Annotated in this window: 22 protein-coding genes and 1 tRNA gene; 6 read left to right on the top strand and 17 right to left on the bottom strand. The window is 44.6% G+C overall.

Features of this window, described 5'->3' with window-relative positions:
• Positions 1 to 7: 7 nt before the first annotated feature.
• From recA to CL55_RS09200, 12 genes are all read right to left on the bottom strand, one after another.
• Positions 8 to 1,096, bottom strand: coding sequence for a recombinase RecA (recA, locus tag CL55_RS09145; RefSeq protein ID WP_046330807.1), 1,089 nt, complete (start codon positions 1,094 to 1,096; stop codon positions 8 to 10).
• A 116-nt stretch (positions 1,097 to 1,212) separates the two neighbouring features.
• Positions 1,213 to 1,746: a DUF2878 domain-containing protein gene (locus CL55_RS09150; protein ID WP_046330808.1), complete on the bottom strand. Its 534-nt coding sequence runs from the start codon at positions 1,744 to 1,746 to the stop codon at positions 1,213 to 1,215.
• Between the two features lie 71 nt (positions 1,747 to 1,817).
• Positions 1,818 to 3,077, bottom strand: a complete 1,260-nt coding sequence (locus CL55_RS09155; protein ID WP_046330809.1) for a putative Na+/H+ antiporter — start codon at positions 3,075 to 3,077, stop codon at positions 1,818 to 1,820.
• Between the two features lie 119 nt (positions 3,078 to 3,196).
• Positions 3,197 to 5,329, bottom strand: a complete 2,133-nt coding sequence (locus CL55_RS09160) for a sodium:solute symporter family protein (RefSeq protein ID WP_046330810.1) — start codon at positions 5,327 to 5,329, stop codon at positions 3,197 to 3,199.
• A 2-nt stretch (positions 5,330 to 5,331) separates the two neighbouring features.
• On the bottom strand, positions 5,332 to 5,595 hold the full coding sequence (locus CL55_RS09165; RefSeq protein WP_046330811.1) for a DUF4212 domain-containing protein: 264 nt from the start codon (positions 5,593 to 5,595) through the stop codon (positions 5,332 to 5,334).
• Between the two features lie 67 nt (positions 5,596 to 5,662).
• Positions 5,663 to 6,238, bottom strand: a complete 576-nt coding sequence (locus tag CL55_RS09170) for a tetratricopeptide repeat protein (RefSeq protein ID WP_046330812.1) — start codon at positions 6,236 to 6,238, stop codon at positions 5,663 to 5,665.
• Entirely contained in the window at positions 6,229 to 6,525 is a 297-nt protein-coding gene (locus CL55_RS09175; RefSeq protein WP_046331288.1) for a hypothetical protein, read from the bottom strand. The genes CL55_RS09170 and CL55_RS09175 overlap by 10 nt, the downstream gene beginning before the upstream one ends.
• Positions 6,526 to 6,645: 120 nt before the next feature.
• Positions 6,646 to 7,311, bottom strand: coding sequence for a 3'-5' exonuclease (locus CL55_RS09180; protein ID WP_052728816.1), 666 nt, complete (start codon positions 7,309 to 7,311; stop codon positions 6,646 to 6,648).
• 3 nt (positions 7,312 to 7,314) lie between these two features.
• Entirely contained in the window at positions 7,315 to 9,219 is a 1,905-nt protein-coding gene (locus CL55_RS09185) for a DUF294 nucleotidyltransferase-like domain-containing protein (RefSeq protein ID WP_046330813.1), read from the bottom strand.
• A 243-nt stretch (positions 9,220 to 9,462) separates the two neighbouring features.
• A tRNA-Met gene (locus CL55_RS09190) sits at positions 9,463 to 9,539 on the bottom strand.
• A 17-nt stretch (positions 9,540 to 9,556) separates the two neighbouring features.
• Positions 9,557 to 10,210, bottom strand: coding sequence for a VTT domain-containing protein (locus tag CL55_RS09195; protein WP_046330814.1), 654 nt, complete (start codon positions 10,208 to 10,210; stop codon positions 9,557 to 9,559).
• Positions 10,211 to 10,288: 78 nt separating this feature from the next.
• The gene (locus CL55_RS09200; protein ID WP_237150495.1) at positions 10,289 to 10,675 is read right to left on the bottom strand and encodes a hypothetical protein; all 387 of its coding nucleotides are present in this window, start codon (positions 10,673 to 10,675) and stop codon (positions 10,289 to 10,291) included.
• Between CL55_RS09200 and CL55_RS09205 the strand changes: the two genes are divergently transcribed.
• Positions 10,666 to 11,352 carry an MOSC domain-containing protein gene (locus tag CL55_RS09205; RefSeq protein ID WP_237150496.1) on the top strand — a complete coding sequence of 229 codons (687 nt, stop codon included), beginning with the start codon at positions 10,666 to 10,668 and terminating at the stop codon, positions 11,350 to 11,352. The two genes, CL55_RS09200 and CL55_RS09205, sit on opposite strands and share 10 nt — an antisense overlap.
• A gap of 79 nt (positions 11,353 to 11,431) precedes the next feature.
• Here CL55_RS09205 and CL55_RS09210 read toward each other — a convergent pair whose 3' ends face one another.
• The gene (locus CL55_RS09210; protein WP_046330817.1) at positions 11,432 to 13,102 is read right to left on the bottom strand and encodes an MFS transporter; all 1,671 of its coding nucleotides are present in this window, start codon (positions 13,100 to 13,102) and stop codon (positions 11,432 to 11,434) included.
• Between the two features lie 284 nt (positions 13,103 to 13,386).
• Between CL55_RS09210 and CL55_RS09215 the strand changes: the two genes are divergently transcribed.
• The 4 genes from CL55_RS09215 to ggt are packed head-to-tail and all read left to right on the top strand — an operon-like array spanning position 13,387 to position 18,113.
• Complete coding sequence (locus CL55_RS09215) at positions 13,387 to 14,472, top strand: TRAP transporter substrate-binding protein (RefSeq protein ID WP_046330818.1); 1,086 nt, start codon at positions 13,387 to 13,389, stop codon at positions 14,470 to 14,472.
• A 20-nt stretch (positions 14,473 to 14,492) separates the two neighbouring features.
• Positions 14,493 to 15,035, top strand: coding sequence for a TRAP transporter small permease subunit (locus CL55_RS09220; protein WP_046330819.1), 543 nt, complete (start codon positions 14,493 to 14,495; stop codon positions 15,033 to 15,035).
• Entirely contained in the window at positions 15,032 to 16,477 is a 1,446-nt protein-coding gene (locus tag CL55_RS09225; protein ID WP_046330820.1) for a TRAP transporter large permease, read from the top strand. Before CL55_RS09220 ends, CL55_RS09225 begins: the two co-directional genes overlap by 4 nt.
• A gap of 37 nt (positions 16,478 to 16,514) precedes the next feature.
• Positions 16,515 to 18,113 carry a gamma-glutamyltransferase gene (gene ggt, locus CL55_RS09230; protein WP_205621273.1) on the top strand — a complete coding sequence of 533 codons (1,599 nt, stop codon included), beginning with the start codon at positions 16,515 to 16,517 and terminating at the stop codon, positions 18,111 to 18,113.
• Here ggt and CL55_RS09235 read toward each other — a convergent pair.
• Complete coding sequence (locus tag CL55_RS09235; RefSeq protein WP_046330821.1) at positions 18,100 to 18,729, bottom strand: trimeric intracellular cation channel family protein; 630 nt, start codon at positions 18,727 to 18,729, stop codon at positions 18,100 to 18,102. The two genes, ggt and CL55_RS09235, sit on opposite strands and share 14 nt — an antisense overlap.
• A 78-nt stretch (positions 18,730 to 18,807) precedes the next feature.
• On the opposite strand from CL55_RS09235, the gene maiA reads away from it, so the two are divergent.
• On the top strand, positions 18,808 to 19,476 hold the full coding sequence (gene maiA, locus CL55_RS09240) for a maleylacetoacetate isomerase (RefSeq protein ID WP_046330822.1): 669 nt from the start codon (positions 18,808 to 18,810) through the stop codon (positions 19,474 to 19,476).
• Here the strand turns inward: maiA and CL55_RS09245 are convergent.
• The 3 genes from CL55_RS09245 to CL55_RS09250 all read right to left on the bottom strand — a co-directional run bounded on the left by CL55_RS09245 (position 19,469) and on the right by CL55_RS09250 (position 22,311).
• The gene (locus CL55_RS09245; protein ID WP_052728817.1) at positions 19,469 to 20,413 is read right to left on the bottom strand and encodes a ketopantoate reductase family protein; all 945 of its coding nucleotides are present in this window, start codon (positions 20,411 to 20,413) and stop codon (positions 19,469 to 19,471) included. The two genes, maiA and CL55_RS09245, sit on opposite strands and share 8 nt — an antisense overlap.
• Positions 20,403 to 20,690 (bottom strand): 2Fe-2S iron-sulfur cluster-binding protein, encoded by a 288-nt coding sequence (locus CL55_RS10565; RefSeq protein ID WP_082091925.1) that lies wholly within the window; start codon positions 20,688 to 20,690, stop codon positions 20,403 to 20,405. Before CL55_RS10565 ends, CL55_RS09245 begins: the two co-directional genes overlap by 11 nt.
• Positions 20,691 to 20,754: 64 nt before the next feature.
• A complete protein-coding gene (locus tag CL55_RS09250) occupies positions 20,755 to 22,311 on the bottom strand; it encodes a Rieske 2Fe-2S domain-containing protein (protein ID WP_046330823.1) in 1,557 nt (518 codons plus the stop codon).
• Positions 22,312 to 22,323: the final 12 nt, after the last annotated feature.

A 22,323-nucleotide genomic window follows, 5' to 3' on the forward strand; every position in this document is an offset into this window, starting at 1 on the left:
CGAAGAATTACGCTTCCTCTTCTTCGCTCAGAACGTCGCTCACTATAGCTGTGCCAGTCTTTACTCCCAATTTCGCACGAATCTTGGCCTCAATATCTTGGGCAATGGCTGGATTCTCTTTCAAGAACTCACGCACATTGTCTTTACCTTGACCAATACGATCACCGTTATAAGCATACCAAGAGCCTGACTTTTCAACGATATCAGCCTCAACACCCATATCGATAATTTCACCTTCTCGAGAAATTCCAGCGCCGTACATGATGTCAAAGATTGCCTCGCGGAATGGCGGAGATACCTTGTTCTTGACCACTTTAACGCGAGTCTCGTTACCAACAACTTCATCGCCCTTCTTGATACTGCCGATACGACGAATATCTAAACGCATAGAGGCGTAGAACTTCAGTGCATTACCACCGGTTGTAGTTTCAGGTGAACCAAACATCACGCCAATTTTCATACGGATTTGGTTAATAAAGATTACTGTTGTATTAGTACGCTTGATTGCACCAGTCAATTTACGTAAAGCTTGACTCATCAGACGGGCTTGAAGGCCAGGCAATGAATCACCCATATCACCCTCAATCTCCGCCCTTGGAACTAAGGCCGCTACAGAGTCAATCACAATTAAATCGATAGAGCCTGAACGCACCAAAGCGTCTGCAATTTCTAATGCTTGCTCGCCAGTATCTGGCTGCGAGATCAACAGGTTGTTCACATCCACACCTAAGCGTGAAGCGTACTGAACATCTAAAGCATGTTCCGCATCAATGAATGCACAAGTTCCACCAATCTTTTGCATTTCTGCAATCGCATGCAAAGTCAGCGTGGTCTTACCTGAAGATTCCGGTCCGTAAATCTCAATGACGCGCCCACGCGCCAAACCACCCACTCCAAGTGCAATATCTAAGCCCAATGAGCCGCTAGAAACTACCTGAATATCTTGATGGATTTCTGCATCGCCCAATCTCATGATTGAGCCCTTGCCAAATTGTTTCTCAATTTGTGCTAAAGCTGCAGTTAATGCTTTTTGCTTGTCTCCACTCATACCGTCAAATTCGGATGATGCTGATTTTCTTTTATCGTCTAAGGCCATATACGCTCCCTTTTCGCTATTTGTTGAGCTATTTTTTGAGTTTTTTGAGTTTTTCGTTAACATGGGGTTACTGTATATAAAAACAGTACTATTTGCAAGTAGCTTTTGAAAAGAATTTACTGATTCTGTCGTAGATTTGCACTTACATGACGGTTATGCCAATGGAAAAATAGTGGCATAGCAACACCCCATACGATTGCTAAGAGGATGAGACCACCTAACTGTCCATTGGGGCCCCATGAACCCGCCCCCATGCGGATGCCTGCTTCATAAGACATTGGACCGGCTATTGCCCCTAAAACCGCCCCCAACCATGGTCTGCCACGTAACCAAGATAAAGATCCACTAACAGTACTAGCTACCAATGCCCATAGGGTCCACATCCAAATGGGGGATAAGTGGGCACTAGGCCAAGCGTCATTAAAGTACAAAAAGCCCATGTTAGCTATAAGTGTGTCAGCACTCACTCCAAATATAACTGCTTTGAATATTAGCTTTAGCTCTGACTTAGAGTTTTCTGAGCGCAAAATATGTATCGCAAGATATAAAAGGGTGCCAATGACAGGCCATAAAACCTGCTCATTGGCTGCGCCAATAATGCAAGCAAACCAACCCATCTGAAAGAGTATGAAATTCCAAAATTTAGACATATTTTCATTTTATCCGCAAAGAAAAAGGTCATGACCAAGGGGTCATGAACTTAAATCTGCTGGGCTGACGCTTAGATAAATCGAAATGCGATGATGGCAATAATCGTTGGCGGTAACGCATATAGAAATAAATAGAGAGGACTAATCGCACCTTCTTCAAAGCTCGGCTTAAGAATGGAAAAACCTGCGGGATTTGGGGCGTTGGCAATCACTGTTAAGCCGCCACCAGTGAGAGCGCCCGAAACTAATGAGTACTTAAATTCATCAGAGAGCCCATCAACCAGCGACCCTAAATAGGTAAGCGCAGCATTATCGGTCACTGCGGTAAGAACGGTGGCACCGTAATAAACCGACGTTGAATCTAAATTGACTAGAAGGGATTGCAACCACCATTTTTGTTGCCCACCTAAGACAACAAGACCCGCCAAGAAAAATGCTACCAATAAACTTTCACGAATAATCAACTTATTTTGGTAACGAGCGTAAGCTGCTGTGTAGCCCACAAAGAACAAAAATAAGCCCATAAATAAAACTGAGTGGTGAACTGAGATCACTACTCCAACTAAAAATGCTAAATGGATTGCAATGACGCCGAAAGGAATCGCATCAATTTTTTTCTCGTTGGGTTCGATTCTAAAAGCATTTAACTCTTTAAAGAAGATTAATACGAGTAAGGCAGAATTAGTTGCAACTGCCAGTGCAGAGCGCCAGCCAAAGTTTTGGAGCATAAACAAAAGATCCCAATTCCAGGTGGTCGCAACCATCAGGATAGGAGGGGCTGCATAAGGAGTTAATGCGCCGCCAATAGAAATATTCACAAACAATACCGCCAGCGCTGCATACATGAGCTTTGGTGAAATATGTTTTGAAAAATAGTAATTGCGTAAAAGTAAGGCTGCAACCGTCATGGCCGCTGGTTCCGTGATGAATGAACCGAGCAAGGGTACTAGCGTAAGTGTGACCCACAAAAATCCTACCGACTTATTGAGGGGCAGTAAAGCAGTTACACGTAACACCAAGAAAAGACAAAACTCTAAAACTGGTTTACTTGCTGCGATGATCATGATTACAAAGACAAATAGCGGCTCGGTAAAGTTCAGTTTCTCAAGATAGGCGATAGTCGCATCATGTCCGGTATGAACAAAAAAGAAGGAAACCAACACCATCGCCCAAAAACCAAATACCACTTCAACCTCGCCAAGCAAATGCCAAATACCCGAATGATTTGGATATCTATGTGCTAGACCCTCAAAAAACTTGGTTGAGAAAGTATGCAATACCGCCACTGCAAAAATAGCGCTACTGACTATATTGATTGTGCTTGGATTCATACTAATAAGTATAAAGATGAAACCTAATTACGGAGGGCTCTAAATCATTTTTTGGGTAAAAAAAACCCGCTCCGTAGAGCGGGTTTTTTAATTCCGAAAATTCGGATCTAACTTACTGCTTATGCTTTTACATCACCGCGTAGGGTTGGATAACGTACGTTATCAATCAACTCTTGAATATCTTTACGTGGAGCAGGTGTAACCAAGCTCACCAAGATAATCGCAGCAAAACCAACTGGTACACCAAAAATACCAGCAGAGATTGGTGCAATACCGTACCAAAGCTCAACAGGCGAGGTTACATCAAATACTGTACGTAACCAAGGTTGGGTCATGATCATGTAGTAAGCAGTGACTGCCAAACCAAGAACCATACCTACGCAAGCACCTGCTTTATTTGCACGTTTCCAGAAAATACCGAGGGTAAGTGCCGGGAAGAACGATGCAGCAGCAAAGGAGAATGCAGCGCCCACTAAGAACAAGATGTCAGCCGGTTTCTGGGCAGCCACATATGCAGCAGCCAGAGCTACGACTAACAAGAGTGCTTTAGAAATCAAAACACGGGTGCTAGCAGGAGCATTAGGGTTGATCATTTTGTAGTAGAGGTCGTGTGACAAGGCGTTAGCAATCGTCAGCAATAGTCCGTCTGCTGTTGACAGCGCAGCAGCCAAACCACCAGCAGCAACCATGCCTGAGATCACGTATGGCAAACCACCGATTTCTGGGGTTGCCAGAACGATGATGTCACCACCAATAGTCATTTCAGCCAACTGGAAAATACCGTCCTTATTCACGTCAGCTACCGATAGCAGGGCGGCATCCACTTTATTCCACTGCGCGATCCAGGCCGGCAGTTGATCAAATGACGTTCCGACCAAGACCGTGAAGATCTCATACTTAACCAATACCGCCAAAGCAGGTGCAGTGAAGTACAGCAAGAAGATGAAGAACAAGGACCATGTCACAGACTCACGCGCTTGCTTCACCGACGGAGTCGTGTAGAAGCGCATCAGAATATGTGGCAATGCCGCTGTACCCACCATCAAACAGAAGATCAATGCTAAGAAGTTACGGCGTGATGTGTCATAAGCCGTTTTTGCCTTTTCATCACCATTAGGATCACCCGCAAACTGCTGAGCATGGCGTGGCATATTCGCAAGCGGCTTAGCGCGATTCTCTGCGCCAGTTTTGCCCGCTGTCCAAGCCTTTTTAGCAGCAGCCTCATCCTTAGGAACGGCAGCCAGTGCTTTTTCAGCAGCGGCAAGATCAGCCGCTGGTGCATTAGCCGCTTTCAGCTCAGCTACTTTTGCCTCAGCAGCTGCTTTATCAGCAGCAAGTGCAGCAGGAACGTCTTTTAATTTTTCACCAAAAGCGTCAGCGCGGGCTTTGAAAATCGCGCGTACTTCTAACTCTTTTGGATCTTTAATTAATTCCGCTTCTTTAGCTGTTACTTTTTCCAACTGGTATCCATAGACAACCTGTGGAATTGGGACGTTCGTTTGCTTTACTGACAACCAAACCACTGGAATCAAGTAAGCAATGATCAAGATGATGTACTGGGCCACTTGAGTCCAAGTAACTGCACGCATACCACCTAAGAACGAACAAACCAAAATACCAGCCAAGCCCACGAAAATACCAATTTCAAATGGGATACCAGCTAAACGGGTAGTAATCAAACCAACGCCGTAAATCTGCGCAACCACATAAACGAAGGAGCACAAGATTGCGGCGAAAATTCCGATGAAGCGTGGAAGATTACCGTCATAGCGTGCACCCAAGAAGTCTGGGATTGTGAACTGACCGAATTTACGCAGGTAAGGGGCTAAGAACAAAGCCACTAAACAGTAGCCGCCTGTCCCACCCATAATAAAGGCCAAACCGCCGTAACCAGTTAGGTACAAAGTTCCCGCCATACCGATAAACGACGCGGCTGACATCCAGTCAGCACCCGTTGCCATACCGTTATAGACCGCTGGTACGCGACGTCCGGCCACATAATATTCCGCAGCATCATTGGTTCGACTCATTACACCAATACCGGCGTAGAGTAAAACTGTTGCGCCCAAGAATACGTAACCGATCATGGCACGACTGAGGCCCATTTGCTCAGCAATTCCCAGCACTATAACGAACGCAATAAAGCCTCCGGTATACCAGGTGTAAATCTTATTTAAGCCTTTTTTAAAGTCGGCATTACTACCGCCGCCGCCAAACATACTTCCATCACTACTAGGTGTCATTCCGGCCATGATTAATCTTCCTCCACTTCAGCACAACCATATTCTTTATCAAGATTGTTCATGTAGTGCGCATAGTAGGCAATAATTAGAACGTAAATCACCAATGATCCCTGTGCCCCAACCCAAAAGCTAAACGGCCAGCCAAAAAAGTCGAAATTCAGGTCGCGGGCAAAATATCCCACAACAAAGGTCACAACAAACCAAATGGCTAACAAGAATGCCGTCATCCTCAGGTTTTTTTGCCAATATTGCTTATGCGATTCTGTTAATTGCATAACAGTTTCTCCCTCAAGTTAATAAAATACTTCTAAAACAATTGCCTTCAACTAAACAAAAACTACTCTAAGCAGTCAAACCGGTTTCCTGCTCCAACTGCTTTGCAAATTTGGGTTCAAACTGCTTTAAGTGACCAATAATTTTGGTAGCCTCATCAGGCTGGTTGCGCTCAACATAAATCCGCGCGAGTTGATACCAAGCGTAAGGACTCATGGGCTGCATTTGAGTATTTTTCTTGAGCGCTTTAATGGCCTCATCAAAGCGTTGTAGTTGAATCAGAACCAAGCCCAGACCGTACCAAGCTTGATCTAAATTTTCATTGAGCTTGATGGCTTGCCGAAAGCTATGTTCAGCATCCTGAATTTGACCGACTTCCTCTTGTAAAAAGCCGAGGTTATACCAAACGGCTGCTGTGACGTCTGGGGACGACATGAGTCGCTTGTAATCTGAAATTGCGCCCTCTTTATCACCGCACTCTGTTTTCATAAAAGCGAGGCTATTAATTACATAAGCATCATTTGGAAACTGCTTGAGCATTTCCTCAAACACTTCCATGGCCTGTTTTTTCATACCAAGCACTATCATGGCAGTGGCACGCCACTTCAATAAATGCCAATCTAAAGGATGTTTAGTTATTGACATGCTTCAATTCCAATCGTGAGACAGTGCTCAATCTTTGCTAGGGTCACCGCTATGTAAAGAATACCGACAATGCAAAATGCCACAAAGGGGACTTGGCTATCAACAATTTGCTTTGGTGATATGAGGCGTGCGAGTAAGGTCCAGGGTTTATTCACCATGCCGATTAGTTGATAAAACAAATTGGTATGCCTACCTTGCCCAGCTAGAACATAAAGCAAGCCTTGACCAGCTAGGCCAAGTCCGCCAATGTATAAAAGCAATTGAGCGATATTTAAAAATAGAAGCACCAAAATCCCCAAGAATTAATTTTTGTAATTATTCGTGATTATGTAATCTTTATTTAGCCTGCTATATGGGTGCTTTCCCTTATAAAACCCCACTAAATCAAAGGTTTATTGGGTACTTTTTTAACGTGGTATCCAGTTAGTTTGACGGCTAATACTCCTTAAGCTAGCCCAAGAATTCGCCTCTTTTATGAGACTGGGCCATAGGCGCATCAATAGCTCTGCTGTAGCGAAGGTATCTGCTGCAGCTTGGTGGCGGATGGTGCACTTAATCCCAAAATGGCTCAACCACTCATCAAGCGATTTGATTCTAGGGTTTGCCCCAGTAATCTTGGCAAGCGGTTCAATATCTAGCCATTCATTTTGTAAGGGCTTGAGGCCAAATAAGGAATAGGCTCGATTAATCATTGCCTCATCAAAAGCGGCATGAAATGCCAATAAGGGGCAATTGCCTACCCACTGCCTAAACTCCTCTAAAACCTCCAATGGTGGCCTACCTGCAGACTGCGCCTGCGCCCCAATGTGATGAATCAAAATATTGCCTTTATCGCTGGGCAACTCTTGCTTGAGAACAGCTTCATAGCTATCCCCAATAACGATGGATACGCGCTTAAAGTCAGAACTCACTTCTACTGCAACTGCGGCAATGGCAAGCAGACGATCCGAATAGGGATTGAGCCCACTGGTTTCAGTATCCAGCACGACCCAACGCTGAGATTCAGGTTGAGCGCTCTTAAACAGCCGGCGCATGCCATCGAATAACGGCAAGCCTCTAAAGTGAGTCAACATAGATTAGCCAGCATAGTCTAGTTGCAAAAGCTGCTGTAATGAGCGCGCCTGTAGGAGTGCCTCTCTCAAAATACTTCGGTCTACGCTATTGAGGCTATCAATATCAACTACATTCGGATTGCCTGTGACCCTCGCTTCGCCAATCTGAACGGCCAAACGCTGTGTTTGTAAAAACTCAAAAGCGGTAATCCAAGCAGCGCTCTCTGACTCAGGAATGTTTAAGGCACGGCCAACAGCAGCTAGACGCTCGCGAGTATTCGTTACTTCAATACCGTGTGCCAAAGAATAGATTCGCGCTACGTCCACAATGATTGCTGTTCCTTGCAGTTTCAAATCGATCGTTTTTTTACCATCGATCTCTGTGAACTCAATTCCACCCAACCAATTTAAGGGTACGCGGATATTGAGGGAGTTGTCCGCCAATAACTTAATAAACCGTGGAATAGCCGCGGCTTTGGTTCGAACATAGTCTTTCAGCGGTATTAATAAATCTGCATTACCGGCTAGCGGTCGTAAATCAAAAAAGATGCTGGCATTGAGTAAATCCTGGGGATTGCCTTGCTCAATCCAACGGGAAAAGCGCGTCAGCCATTCCTGCTGAGAAAGGCAAAGTTTTGGATTGTTCGCCATGATGTTGCCCTTGCACAGCGGATAACCACATTCATCTAGCGCCCAGTTGACTTCGTTGGCAAAACACAGATAAATCGCGCGCTGGCTCTCGGACTCGGCATCTGAAAACACCAAAGCATTATCTTGATCCGTTGCAATAGTCTGTTCGCTACGCCCTTCAGAGCCTAAGGCAATCCAAGCAAACTGGGTCATATTTAATTGATGTTTAGCGGCATAAATCTCAATCAATCGTGCTGTTAGAACATCATTTAAATGACTAATGAGAGTAGTTAGTTGTCGCGCCTGTATTCCTTGCCCTAATAAATTACGGGCAAATTGACGTATATCGTCTGCGCACTTCTTGAGCTGAGCTAGCTCATCAGTCCCTCGAATAGCTGAACTAATATTGTTGAGCGAGAGGCGTTGCAAGGAAAAAAGATCTCGCTCTGAAATAATGCCGACAAGCTCTCCTCGATCCAAAACAGGCAAGTGCCGAATATGCAACCGAGACATGAGTAAGCCCGCTTTTTCTACAGTGTCGTCGACAGTCAAGGTTTTGACATCTGTCGACATGACCTGAGAGATAGGTGTATTCAAATCTAAGTTGCTCAAAGTCACTCGTGAAAGAACGTCATAACGCGTCAAAATTCCTAAAATAGTTTGCCCATCATCCATCACCAAAATAGATCCCACTTTTTTTTCATGAATCAGCGTCAGGGCCTCACGCAAGGATTGATTTGGGCCGATGGTCAATGGTTTTTTAAGCGCTAAGTCGCCTACCCTACTCTCCAATGATTGCTCTGCAAGCGCCTGAGATGCAAACGAATTGCGTAATGCAATGCGTGATTCTTGCAGTAACCCCCAAATCCGATTATTCAAAAATTCACTAAAGGGTACCGATTGCATTGCCAACTGGCGCATTGCCTCCACTGGGCACAATAAACAAAAACAGTCATCGACTGCACTATAAGTCGTGGAGACGGCTCGATTAGCAAATGCAGAGCCAATCGAAAATAAACTTCCTGCATCCAACAAAAAAGCGGTCTCTTCTATCCCAGGAATATCACGTCGACCCGATACGCTTCCTTGTCGAATTAAATACAAGTATTGCGGAACACCATCTGCTGGCGACAAAATCACTTCTTTGGGTGCAAAGTAGGCTTCGCGAGATGAGGTCAGAAAAAAATCAACATCCTTTTGGGCCATTTTCGAAAATGGCAGGCTTTGCATCAGTTGCTGGCGTAAGTTTTGAACGAGGCTATGGGAAGCAGGATAAATAGCATTATTTTTTTCAGCCATGGATTGATCCATATTCAAAAGAGAAAGCTTCTGTTTTATCAATCAGGTCATTGTGCAGGGAGTTAGCTTTAGTCTCAATACTGCCCTTGGCGGTGCCATGATGCGCTGCAACTACTTCATTTGACTGCTTAAGCTGTCTAGATGGTTTTTACTGATAATTCCTGTTTTTTTAGCAAACAGAAACTTGAGAGATAAGCCGTTTAAATGCTTATAAGTATATGATTTATAAGCACTTTAAAAGAATGGTGGCGATTCAGGGATTCGAACCCCGGACCTGTGGATTATGATTCCATCGCTCTAACCAACTGAGCTAAATCGCCGAAGGTAAGATTTTATCTTATTTGGCGCGAGCCTGAAGTTTTTTTAGAACTTCTTTAAGAAAAATCCACAGGGCTGGTAAGCCTGGAATGATGATCATAGCTAAGGCAACCAAGGAGAAATTACTTTTTACCCAGGGATTTTCGCCAATGAAAAAACCAAGACTTGTCAGACTACTGACCCACAGAATGCCGCCAGCAACATTATAAAAAGCGAATATGGGATAGCGCATATGCGCAACCCCAGCTACAAATGGGGCAAAGGTTCGTATGAATGGCATGAAACGCCCAAGAACAATGGTGATTGGGCCGTACTTTTCATAAAAGGCATGCGCTTTATCAAAGGCATTGCGATTAAACCAACGTGAGTTTTCCCAAGAGAAGACCCGGTTGCCGATATAACGCCCGATTGAATAGTTCAGAGCATCGCCAATGACCGCAGCAAAAGTCAATAAAGCCATCAGCATCCATAAATCTAAACCTCCCACTGCAGCTATAGCGCCAGCTACAAATAATAGAGAATCCCCAGGCAAAAATGGCATCACCACAAAACCTGTTTCTACAAAAATAATCGCAAACAGCAGGGCGTATATCCAGACACCCCACTCATTAGCGACTAGAGCTAAGTTTTTGTCGAGATGAAGAAATAGATCTAAGAGATAAGAGAGGTCCAAAGGGGTCCCGAGTGTTAAAGGTAATAGGCTCTAGTTTACCTATTGCAGCATCGGTATATTGGCTACAGGTAGATTAAATTACCGAATTTGGAAAGTGTTCAAGCTCTCCTCACGGTTATAGCGTACGAAAACTTCAATTTTTTTGGCTAAAAAGAGTTTCTTCAAGACCTCATCTTTGTTTTCAAAAGTGATCGCCGTTTGCTCTGGGAAACGCGAAAATGGATCACTCATTACCTCAATGGATTGACCATCCACTTTAATCAGCCGAATAGTGCGCTTATACAGGCGATCAGATTGAATAAAAATTAGGCGCTTAACGTACTTATCTAAAACTAGCTTTTGCCCCTGATCATTAGTCTTAAAGTAGTAAACCAACTCGTCTTTACCATTGGTAGTGACATCACGCTCTTCATCCCACTTAGCAAATGCTGTCTGGCTAGTAAGCGCCAAAAGAATTGCTACCATTAATAATCTATACAGAGGCATCATTTACTTTCTTAGTTCATTTCATCTTATCAGCCAAAGCACTCATGCGACTACTCTCCATATCCTCCGGCAAGGTGATGCCACTCTTTGGATCTCATCACCCAGACTATTCAACGGTAGCCTCAGCTATCAATAAACAGTCCATTAGCAATCTTGATTCCCCTATCCCCATTGAAATCAGCCGACTTGGTGTTGCTGGAGATGAGCAAGCCGATCTGTCAGTGCATGGCGGTATTGAAAAGGCGATTTATGTCTATCCAATCGAGCACTATGCTTTTTGGAACGAACTACTTTCCCTGGAAACCAAAAAATCCATCAATCTCCCATTGGGTGCTCTAGGTGAAAACTTCACGATTGAAGGCTTACTAGAAACTGAAATATTTGTTGGGGATCAAATGCACATTGGCACTCTTCAATTTACTGTAGTCAAACTACGCGAACCCTGCTTTAAGTTCAATGCCAAGATGAAATATAAAGGTGCAGCTAAAGCCATGTTGCAATCAGGTTTTAGTGGATGGTACCTTCGTGTAAATCAAACTGGTGCTATCGCAGCGGGCGATGACATTACAGTCCTGCCAGGTCAAAGACTGACTTCTATTGCAGATCAGAATCAAGCCCTCTTTAATCGGGGTAATCAAAAAGATCTGTGGGATTAATTCCTGTGATTTATTTTGGGCAATAAAAAACCCGACCACAATGTGGTCGGGTTTAATTTTTGAAACGGACTAATAAAACTTAGTCTTGAGCGTAGATATCTACGTCTTTAGTTTCTTTAATAAACAGTACACCGATTACCAACGTCATCGTAGCGATGATGATTGGGTACCAGAGACCATAATAAATGTTACCGTTTTGCGCCACCAAGGCAAAGGCGATTGTTGGCATCAAGCCGCCGAACCAACCGTTACCAATGTGGTATGGCAAGGACATGGAGGTGTAACGAATTCGGGTTGGGAACATCTCAACCAACATCGCTGCAATTGGGCCATAAACCATGGTTACCAAGATCACCAAAATTACCAAAATACCAAGAATCGCAGCATGGTTGATACCAGCAGGATCAGCCTTTGCAGGATAACCAGCAGCATTCAATGCATCACGAATTGCCTTCTTGAACTCAGCATCTTTTGCTTTCGCATCAGCCGGAGCCAAACCTTTAGCGGAGTAGCCTTGAATCTCTGTATCGCCAATCTTCACAACAGCATTACCACCAGCTGGGCCAGCAATCGTTGTGTAGCTTGCAGAGTTAGAAGCCATCACCTGCTTTGCAATGTCGCAAGAACTTGTGAACTTCGCAGTACCTGTTGGGTTGAACTGGAAAGTACATTCGTTCAGATCAGCAGTAATACTTGCTGGTGCAGTTGCCATTGCCTTTTCTAACGCTGGGTTAGCAAAGTGGGTTAAGCCATTAAACAAGGAAACTGGTGTGTTCGGGATGTACAGAATAATGGCGATTAACAAACCACCCATGATGATGACCTTACGGCCAATCCTGTCTGACAATGAACCGAAGATCACGAAGAATGGTGTGCCGATTACCAATGAAGCAGCAATCAACAAGTTTGCAGTCTTAGGATCTACCTTCAATACTTGAGTAAGGTAGAACAAAGCATAGAACTGACCTGTGTACCAAACCACCGCTTGACCTGCAACCAGACCAAACAATGCCAAGATCACAATCTTCAAGTTCTTCCATTGACCGAATGATTCTGTCAAAGGTGCTTTAGATAGTTTGCCCTCTTCCTTCATCTTCTTAAAAGCTGGGGATTCGTTCATCGATAAACGGATGTAAACAGAAACGCCCAACAACACGATTGAGAGAAGGAATGGAACACGCCAGCCCCAAACATCAAAGTTTGGACCAGTGAGTTCACGTGTGAACAAAATCACGAGCAGGGACAAGAACAAACCTAACGTTGCTGTAGTTTGAATCCAAGCTGTATATGCGCCACGCTTACCGTGAGGAGCATGCTCCGCCACGTAAGTAGCAGCACCACCGTACTCACCACCCAAAGCCAAACCTTGAAGCATACGCAATGCGATCAAGATAACTGGAGCGGCAACACCGATAGTTGCATAGTTAGGCAAACAACCTACGATGAAGGTTGCACCACCCATCAATAGGATCGTTACCAAGAAGGTGTACTTACGACCAATCAAGTCACCTAAGCGACCAAATACCAAAGCGCCGAATGGGCGAACGATAAAGCCGGCAGCAAACGCAAGCAATGCAAAAATGAAGGCAGACCCTGCATCTAAGCCTGAGAAAAACTGCTTGGCCATAATTGCGGCCAATGAACCGTAAAGATAAAAGTCGTACCACTCAAAAACCGTACCTAAAGAGGAGGCAAAAATAACTTTGCGTTCTTCAGCGGTCATTGGGGCTGCTTTGGTTGATGTTGACATCAGTAGCTCCTAACTATTTAAGAAAAAAAACAACTTGGACGATTATGCTTTGCCACATTGCCATTAAGGGTATTTGCTTATCAAATTAGCTCAGGGTTTTCCCGATGAATATGGATTTGTTGGAGTGATTCGATGAACTGCCATTAAACCTGCCTGCACCAAGATATTGCAGATTGCCCAATTAAGGTGCAAGCTGACTAACTTATCAATAATTGACTGATTTAATAGCACCTGAAGTGTTGAAACGTAGAGCCCTAAAAATGATTAATTAAGGAGCAAGACAAATGAAAAGACGTGAGTTCTTAAGTAAAACAGCCGTTGGCGCAGCTGCTGGAGTTTTGGCAGCCCCCGCTATTGCCCAATCCATGCCTGAAGTTAAGTGGCGTTGCGCCTCTAGTTTCCCAAAAAGCTTAGACACTATTTATGGCGGCGGGGAATATATTTCCAAGCGAGTAGCCGCCCTGACCGATGGCAAGTTTCAAATTCGTATCTTTGGAGCTGGTGAAATTGTTCCTGCATTCGGCACTGTTGATGCTGTTCAGCAAGGCACTGTGGAATGTACCCATACCGCTGGTTATTACTTCGTTGGAAAAAACAAGACTTTTGCTTTTGATACCACCGTCCCCTTTGGTATGAACCAGCGTCAGCAAAATGCCTGGATGTATTGGGGTGGTGGTCTAAAACTCCAGCGCGAATTTTTACGTGACTACAACATTGTTTCTTTCCCTGCTGGCAATACTGGAACTCAAATGGGTGGCTGGTTTAAAAAGCCGGTTAAGACTGTGGCAGACCTAAAAGGTCTTAAAATGCGCATCGCTGGTCTCGGCGGTGAAGTGATGTCACGCCTTGGCGCTATTCCTCAACAAATTGCGGGTGGTGATATTTACCCAGCCCTTGAAAAGGGTGTTATCGATGCGGCTGAGTGGGTTGGCCCGTATGACGACGAAAAGCTCGGGTTCTACAAAATTGCTCCTTACTACTACTACCCAGGTTGGTGGGAAGCTTGCTCTATGTACTCTATGTACGTCAACATTAAGGAATGGGAAAAGTTGCCTAAGCAATATCAAGAGGCGTTTTCCTCTGCCTGTGCAGAATGCAACATCGACATGATGGCGGAGTATGACTACAAAAACCCAATCGCCTTACAAAGCCTGATTAAGAATGGCGTAAAGCTTCAATCCTATTCAACAGAAATCATGAAAGCAGCTTCGAATACTGCCTTTGAGATGTATGAAGAAGAGGCCGCTAAGAATCCGTCCTTCAAGAAAATTTATGAGCCATGGAAGAAATTCCGTAACGACCAAATGCTTTGGAACAAGGTCGCAGAGCAGACACTCATGAGCTTTATGTTGACGAATCCAGTCAAATAAGAACCTACCGATAAGTTGATATGCCAAAACAATTATTATTTTTTTCAAGTTTCATTGATCGCCTGAATGACCGTTTTGGTGTATTTGCGAGTTGGTTGGTATTAATTGCCGTACTGGTCAGCACTGCAAATGCGCTGATCCGGTATGGCTTTAATGTCAGCTCGAATGGCTGGCTCGAAGCGCAGTGGTATTTGTTTGCCGGGATGGTGATGTTCGGTGCTGCCACTACGTTTCGCCTCAATGAACACGTTCGGGTAGATGTACTGTACGCCCTATATCCAAACAAAGTTCGTCTTTGGTTGGATTTCTGGGGAGGCATTGTTTTCTTTTTACCAGTCACCATCATCATCGGGTATTACTCCTGGGAATTTTTTATCACCTCGGTAATTCAAAACGAGACCTCCAGCAATCCAGGCGGTCTCATTCGTTGGCCAGTTCGCGGCGCTATTACCCTCGGCTTTTTCTTGCTGACCCTTCAGGGTCTGTCTGAAATTATTAAACGATACGCAGCCATCATTGGCGTGATCAAAATCGATCCTAAGTACGAAAGACCTTTGCAATGATTAGTCATGATCTGATGGCCCCTATTATGTTTGGGGGGCTGATTCTATTTTTGTTACTTGGCTATCCTGCCGCTTTTTCTCTTGGCGCTGTTGGCTTGTTCTTTGCCTTTATCGGCATTGAAATGGGTATGTTCCAGCCCACTTTTTTGCAAGCTTTGCCAGATCGAGTCTTTGGCATTCTTTCTAATGACCTGCTACTTTCCATTCCCTTCTTCACGTTTATGGGAGCCATTCTTGAAAAGTGCGGCTTAGCAGAAGACATGCTTGAGGGATTGGGGCAATTATTTGGCCCCGTCCGCGGCGGCCTTGCTTACGCGGTCATTCTGGTTGGTGCTATTTTGGGCGCAATCACCGGAACAGTAGCAGCTTCAGTCATTGCTATGGGATTGATTTCTCTGCCAGTGATGTTGCGCTATGGATATAACCCACGAGTAGCAACCGGCGTGATTGCTGCCTCTGGCACGATCACTCAATTGATCCCACCTTCACTTGTGTTGATCGTACTTGCCGATCAATTAGGTAAGTCTGTTGGCGATATGTATGCCGGCGCTATTGGACCATCCATTATTCAAGTATCCCTTTTCTGTTTATTCATCTTCTTTCTGTCGATCTTTAGACCACAGGATGTACCAGCACTGCCTCCGGAAGCTCGTCCAAAAATTGATTGGAAGTTATTCAAAAAAATCCTTTGGGGCATTGTTCCGTCAATTGCACTTATCTTCTTAGTTTTAGGAACGATTCTGATGGGTCTTGCAACACCTACGGAGGGTGGTGCAATGGGTTCAGTTGGTGCCTTAGTGCTGGCAGCTATGAACAAGCGCCTCCAAAAAACGCTCGTCTGGGAAGCCATGACATCCACCATGCGTATTAATGCCATGGTGATCTTTATTTTGATTGGCTCAACTGTATTTGGCCTAACCTTTAGAGGTGTGGATGGGGATCTATGGATTGAAGAGCTTCTCTCAGGACTTCCAGGTGGGCAAGTTGGCTTCTTGATTGCAGTGAACTTATTTGTTTTCTTCTTGGCCTTCTTTTTAGATTACTTTGAGATCGCATTTATCATCATTCCGTTACTGGCGCCAGTTGCTGAAAAGCTCGGCATTGATCTCATTTGGTTCGGTGTGCTTTTAGGGGCAAATATGCAAACCTCGTTCATGCATCCGCCATTTGGATTTGCATTGTTTTACTTGCGAGGGGTAGCCGATAAAACCGTCAAAAGCTCGGATATTTATTATGGAGCGCTCCCCTGGGTTGGCTTACAACTCATCTTGGTAGCCATCATCATCTTTATTCCAGAAACTGTGACTTACTTTGTTGATAAGCCAGCAGCCGTCTTTGATGCCAGCGGTCCTTCCGTTGATCCATTGGCTGGAGTAGAACAAAATGAGATTAAGGTTGACTCTAGTGCGGATATTGAACGCCAACTAAGAGAAAATAAATAACATCTATCTTGAGATGGTGATCTAAGGAGTTTTATTAATGCAACAAAAATGGGGTATTCGAGGGATGGCGGTAGCGCCTCACTCATTAGCATCTGAATCAGCTTTAGCAGTACTGCGTGAGGGCGGCAATGCCTTAGAAGCCATGGTGGCAGCAGCAGCTACCATTGCCGTCGTTTATCCCCATATGAACTCGATTGGCGGCGACTCTTTCTGGGTGGTTCATTCACCCGGCAAAGCGATGGGTGGCATTGATGCCTGTGGCGCCGCTGCCGGTTTAGCAAGCAAAAATTGGTATGCGGAACGAGGTGTTACCAAGGCCATTCCTTTTCGGGGTGCGATTGCAGCCAATACTGTAGCTGGCACTATCTCTGGATGGGGAGCAGCTCAGAAACTTTCACAACAAGGTCTGGGGGGCAAGCTACCACTCTCACGCCTGCTAGCGGATGCTATTCATTACGCTGAAGCTGGCGTACCAGTAACGCATAGCCAATCGAGCTTGACTGAAAAAAAACGGGCTGAGTTAATTGATATTCCTGGATTTGCGCAAACATTTCTTGTGGATGGCCAAGCACCGCTAACGGGCAGCATCTTTAAGCAAGAGCGTCTTGCTAAGACCTTGCGTCAGATCTCCAAAAAAGGGACTGAAGATTACTATCGCGGCGATTTGGCTGAGCTCCTTGCCAACGAGCTCACAGAGATTGGGAGCCCCCTCAGACTTGGAGATCTGCATCGTCACCAGGCAAAACTGATTGATCCACTTGAACTAAAACATAGTTCGGGCAATGTCTACAACATGACCCCGCCTACTCAGGGCGTTGTATCTTTAATGATCATTGGCATTCTGGATCAGCTCGATCTCAAACGCTTCAAAGTGGATAGCACTGAATATGTTCATCACTGTGTAGAGGCTACCAAGCAAGCCTTCAAGGTACGAGATCAGTTCGTCACTGACCCCGCTTACATGACAAAGCATGCGCAATCTTTCTTAGATCCTGCCCTCTTAAAGAAGTTAGCGAAGAATATTGATCCTGAAAAAGCCCTACCTTGGGGGCAAGGTAAAGGACCGGCCGACACAATTTGGATGGGCGTGGTTGATGGCAATGGAAATTGCGTTTCCTTTATTCAGAGTATTTATCACGAGTTTGGTGCAGGTATTGTTTTGCCGAAATCAGGCGTGAACTGGCAGAACCGAGGTTGCAGCTTCTCACTAGATCCAAAAACACTCAATCACCTTGAGCCCTATCGCAAACCATTCCATACATTGAATCCAGCAATGGCTTTATTTAAAGATGGTCGATCTATGGTCTATGGCACGATGGGTGGTGATGGTCAACCTCAAACCCAATGCGCAGTATTTACTCGTACAGCGACTTACGGCTTAGATCCGCAAGATGCTATTAGTCGCCCCCGCTGGTTGCTTGGTAGAACCTGGGGACAAACCAGCGACAGCTTAAAGCTAGAGTCGCGCTTTAGTCCTTGGGTTGCAAAAGAACTGCATGCCTTAGGTCACGAGGTGGAAATGCTCGATGCCTTTGATGAAACTGTAGGTCATGCGGGGTGCATTATTCGTGACCCCTCTGGTACTTTGCATGGCGGCTGGGATCCTCGCAGCGATGGTGCAGTTAGCGCGTTTTAGTAATGAATAATTTAGGTACGCGCAGATCCCAATAAATGGCTGCTGCGCGTAACCCAAAAATTGCGAGCATGCAGATTACCGATCCTTCAAGCGTGTACGCAGGGAAGAAATTCAGAATCAGGACGTAGATACAGCAGCCTAAGGTTACGGGAATGGCATACAGCTCGTGTGACATGAGTAGCGTTTTTCTGCCAGCCAAAATATCGCGCAATAAACCACCGCCAACGGCTGTCACTACTCCTAAAATTACTGGCGCTACCGGTAAACCAAATCCCAAATTCCACGCTTTATCGACTCCCTGAATTCCAAATAAAGCGGCTCCAAGACCATCGATGTAGAGCATCCAACGATAAATCTGCGGTTGTGTAAAAAAAGATTCAGCAATAAAGGTCACTATGCAAGCACCTAAAGCAACCCAAATGTAGATTTGAGCAATTGACCAAAATGCTGGTACTTCCAAAATGATGTCGCGTAAAGTACCGCCACCAATTGCCGTAATAACGCCTAAGACCATCACACCAAACAGATCAACACCACGATCAGCAATAGCAAGTACACCAGTGACCGCAAAAGCAATCGTTGCAATGACGCCAATCCAGAAATTAATTTGTTCCATAGCCCATAGTCTAATTCACTGTTGAGACAATCCATCAAGCCCTGAATATACTGAGGGCTTATTCTTTAGGAGCTCATCATGAATACTCAGCTTTATAGTTTTTGGCGCAGCTCAGCAGCCTTTCGGGTACGCATCGCCCTCAATTTAAAAAATCTTGATTACGAAGTGATTCCTGTTCATCTTGTAAAAAATGGTGGCGAACAAATTTCCCCTGAATACGCCAAAAAAAATCCGAATCGCTTGGTTCCTCTTTATAGTGATGGAACTCACAGCATCCACCAGTCTCTTGCCATCATTGAGTACCTAGAGGAGACTCATCCAAGCCCATCACTTTTGCCAAAGAATGCAATTGATAGAGCTTGGGTACGCTCATTGGCGATGGATATCGCGATTGATATTCACCCGATTAGTAATTTACGGGTATTGCGATATCTGATGCAAAAGTTAGGTATCAGTGTGGAATCAAAAGAGGCGTGGTATCAACACTGGATAGTATTAGGATTAGATAGCCTTGAGAAACAATTAAGCGCTAATGCAAGAGTAGGTCACTTTGCGTGCGGCGATCAGCCCGGCTTGATCGACATTTGTTTAATTCCTCAAATTTTCAATGCATTAAGCATCAAGATGGATATGAGGACCTATCCCACGCTGATGAAGATATTTAATGAATGCATGAAGCTACCAGCGTTTATGAATGCCTCTTGGGAAAAACAAATTGATGCGGAAGGACTGAACCCCTCTATCTAACTTGGGATTCCATCATTTTAACTAGAGCGTAAACAGATTCATTATATGGCGTTGCAATTCCATACTGCTTACCCAATTCAATAATATAACCATTTAAAAAATCAATTTCTGTCATTTTATTTTTTGCTAAATCTTGGGCAGTTGATGAAACTTGAGTAGCCATCGTAGTCGCTATGGCATCGTTGATTGCAAGCGCCTCCGAAATAGTGATATTCACTTCTTCAAGAGCAGCAATCGTCACGAACTCTTTAACAATTTCTTCAATCAGCTTGACAGTATCTGGAGATTTCACCATATCTCCATAAGTTATCTGACCAATTCCTGAAATAGCATTAAAAGAACAGTTCACCAAAAACTTTAGCCACATCTCTCTTTTAATCTGCGGGCTAATCGCACACGGAACATCTACGACTTCAAACAGTTTGCATATCTCTTTCAGATTTTGGTCATCTCCTAAGGTACTTTCTTTCATATCACCAATCAGTAGCTCACCTCTACCGTGATGTTTCATAGTTCTATGACCGACCATACCGGCTGCGACATAGACCACTGCTGCATAAACTGGGTTGGCCACTATTTTGGAGGCAATATCGATATTGGCTATCCCATTTTGCACACTGAGGATCACTGCCTTACTTGGCAAAATAGACTTAACATCTGCCATAGTCCGTTCTGTATCGAGTGACTTTACGCTTAGCAAAACTAAATCTGCGTCACTCAAAACGGAAAGATTGGAACTTGCTCTAACTTTCACTGTCTCATGAAATGTTTTGCAATCCAACTCTAAGCCATATGCATTCAAGGCCGCTGCACGCTCAGGTCTTGCAACAAAAGTAACATCATGATGGGCTCGAGCTAACATACCACCAAAGTAACACCCTACTGCACCCGCACCTAAGACATATATTTTTTGATTACTTTGTGTTTTATAAATCAAGGACCATTGTTCCGCTTTTGATATGAGAGATGCAGGGAGTTAAATACTCCTGATGCTCGACATCACTCAAAATACAATCTCCGTGCTCTACATCACCACTGATATATCTTGTCTTGCAAGTACCACATAAACCTGATTGGCAAGAAGTAGGGATCTCAATTCCGGATCTTGCCAAAGCATCGATGATTGACTCAGCTCTCGAGACACTTATTTTTTGGCCGGTACTTTGAACCTCGATTACAAGTTCTTCAGAGTCCGCACTGGAAATTGTATTCACTTTTTTGTCTCACTCCATATAAAGAATAGGCTGCAATCGCAGCCTATGTCTTCTGATCTCTAGATTAATGCTTAAATTGTGCTTTTGCAGTTTGCTCAAGCTCTTCCATTTTTTTCTTTACAAAGTCAGTGCGCTCTTTGCCTTTGTACAGCTCGCTCTCTGTGAGAATCGTAATCACGCCTTTAGCAACAAATCGCCTTTGCGCTACCTCATCTTCAGTAGTGGCACCAATTGGCAATTCAAATACATTACCAGAGCAATAACTATTGGGCGCACCATTCAACTCCTTTAACCATTCAGCAAAGGCTTCTGCACTTGCCGCTGGATTAGAGCCTCGAATGGCATCCCGTAACATCTTCCTAAATAAATAAGGGCCAGCATCAAATTTAGTGGGATTCTCTAGAGCATGAATTGCAATTGGTCTCTGACTAATAATGGCCTCATAGTCACCAGGTGCATATTGAGCCATCTTGTAATTGGAGCGCGCCCTGTGATCAGTGGGAATATCCACAATATCGTTAATTGTGTGCTTACTAAAACGCTCAGCCCTTCTCAAGGCAACTTGGCCATCCAAGAAATCGATTGATTCATATCCGACCAGGTCTTTTTGTCCGATTCCACGAGTATCAATACCAGGGCCCATCACACGCCAGCCAATCATCTTGCTATTGAAGTCATCGACTGGAACTGTCCAGCGAATAATGTGAAAGCGACTGAATAGCTTCTTATGAGAGCCATCCTCAGAAGTGTAGGCATGCAAGCTGAGGTTAGGTAGCACTTGATGTTGAACACGAATAAACAATTTATCGTTATTGACACGACGTGCACCAGAACAAGCCAAGCCTCGCCCACCATGGATTGGTACAAACTGCATATCTGGATGCACTTCCATTGTTGGAGAGCCTACCTCATCAAAGGTTGTACCTTGAAAGTGACCGCCTACTACGTTTTTAGCAGCATGTAACTCTGCTGTATGAAAGTTATCCGCAGCATTGTCTTGAACTTGCAACCAATTGCAGTGCTGGAAATTACTATATGGCACAAGCTCATCGCCAGGAGCTACCGTGAAATCAGACTCCCACTCTGGAAATGGCGGCTCTTTATCAGGAGCACCCATATACGCAAACACTAAGCCGTTTCTTTCGAAAGCTTTATAGGCACCCTGTTGAATTGAGCATGCATATTTTTTTGCTTCCGCTTCTTCGCCCTTAGGGAACGGCGCATTCAAACAAGTACCGTCTACATCAAATACCATGCCGTGATAACAACACTTAATGCCGTGCTCTTGAATCTGTCCGTACTCTAGCGAAGCACCGCGATGAACGCAGTGTGCATGCAATACGCCAATACGACCACTACCATCACGAAATGCTACCAACTCTTCACACAAGATAGTTAAAAATTTTGGTGTGTCGGTTAATTCAATTGACATGCAAACTGGATGCCAAAAGCCGCGCATGTACTCGCCTGTTGGTGTGCCAGGACCAACCTCTGTCAGCTCAGGATCATGTCCTGGAACTTTATTGGTGTAGTAGCCACCATAAGGAACCAATTTCTTAGGTGTTCCAGACCCTGCGGATGCGCCGACCTTTTTCTCCGCTTGTTCCTGTTTACTTGTCATTAATGGTGCTCC

This window comes from Polynucleobacter duraquae (assembly GCF_000973625.1).
GTDB classification, from domain to species: domain Bacteria; phylum Pseudomonadota; class Gammaproteobacteria; order Burkholderiales; family Burkholderiaceae; genus Polynucleobacter; species Polynucleobacter duraquae.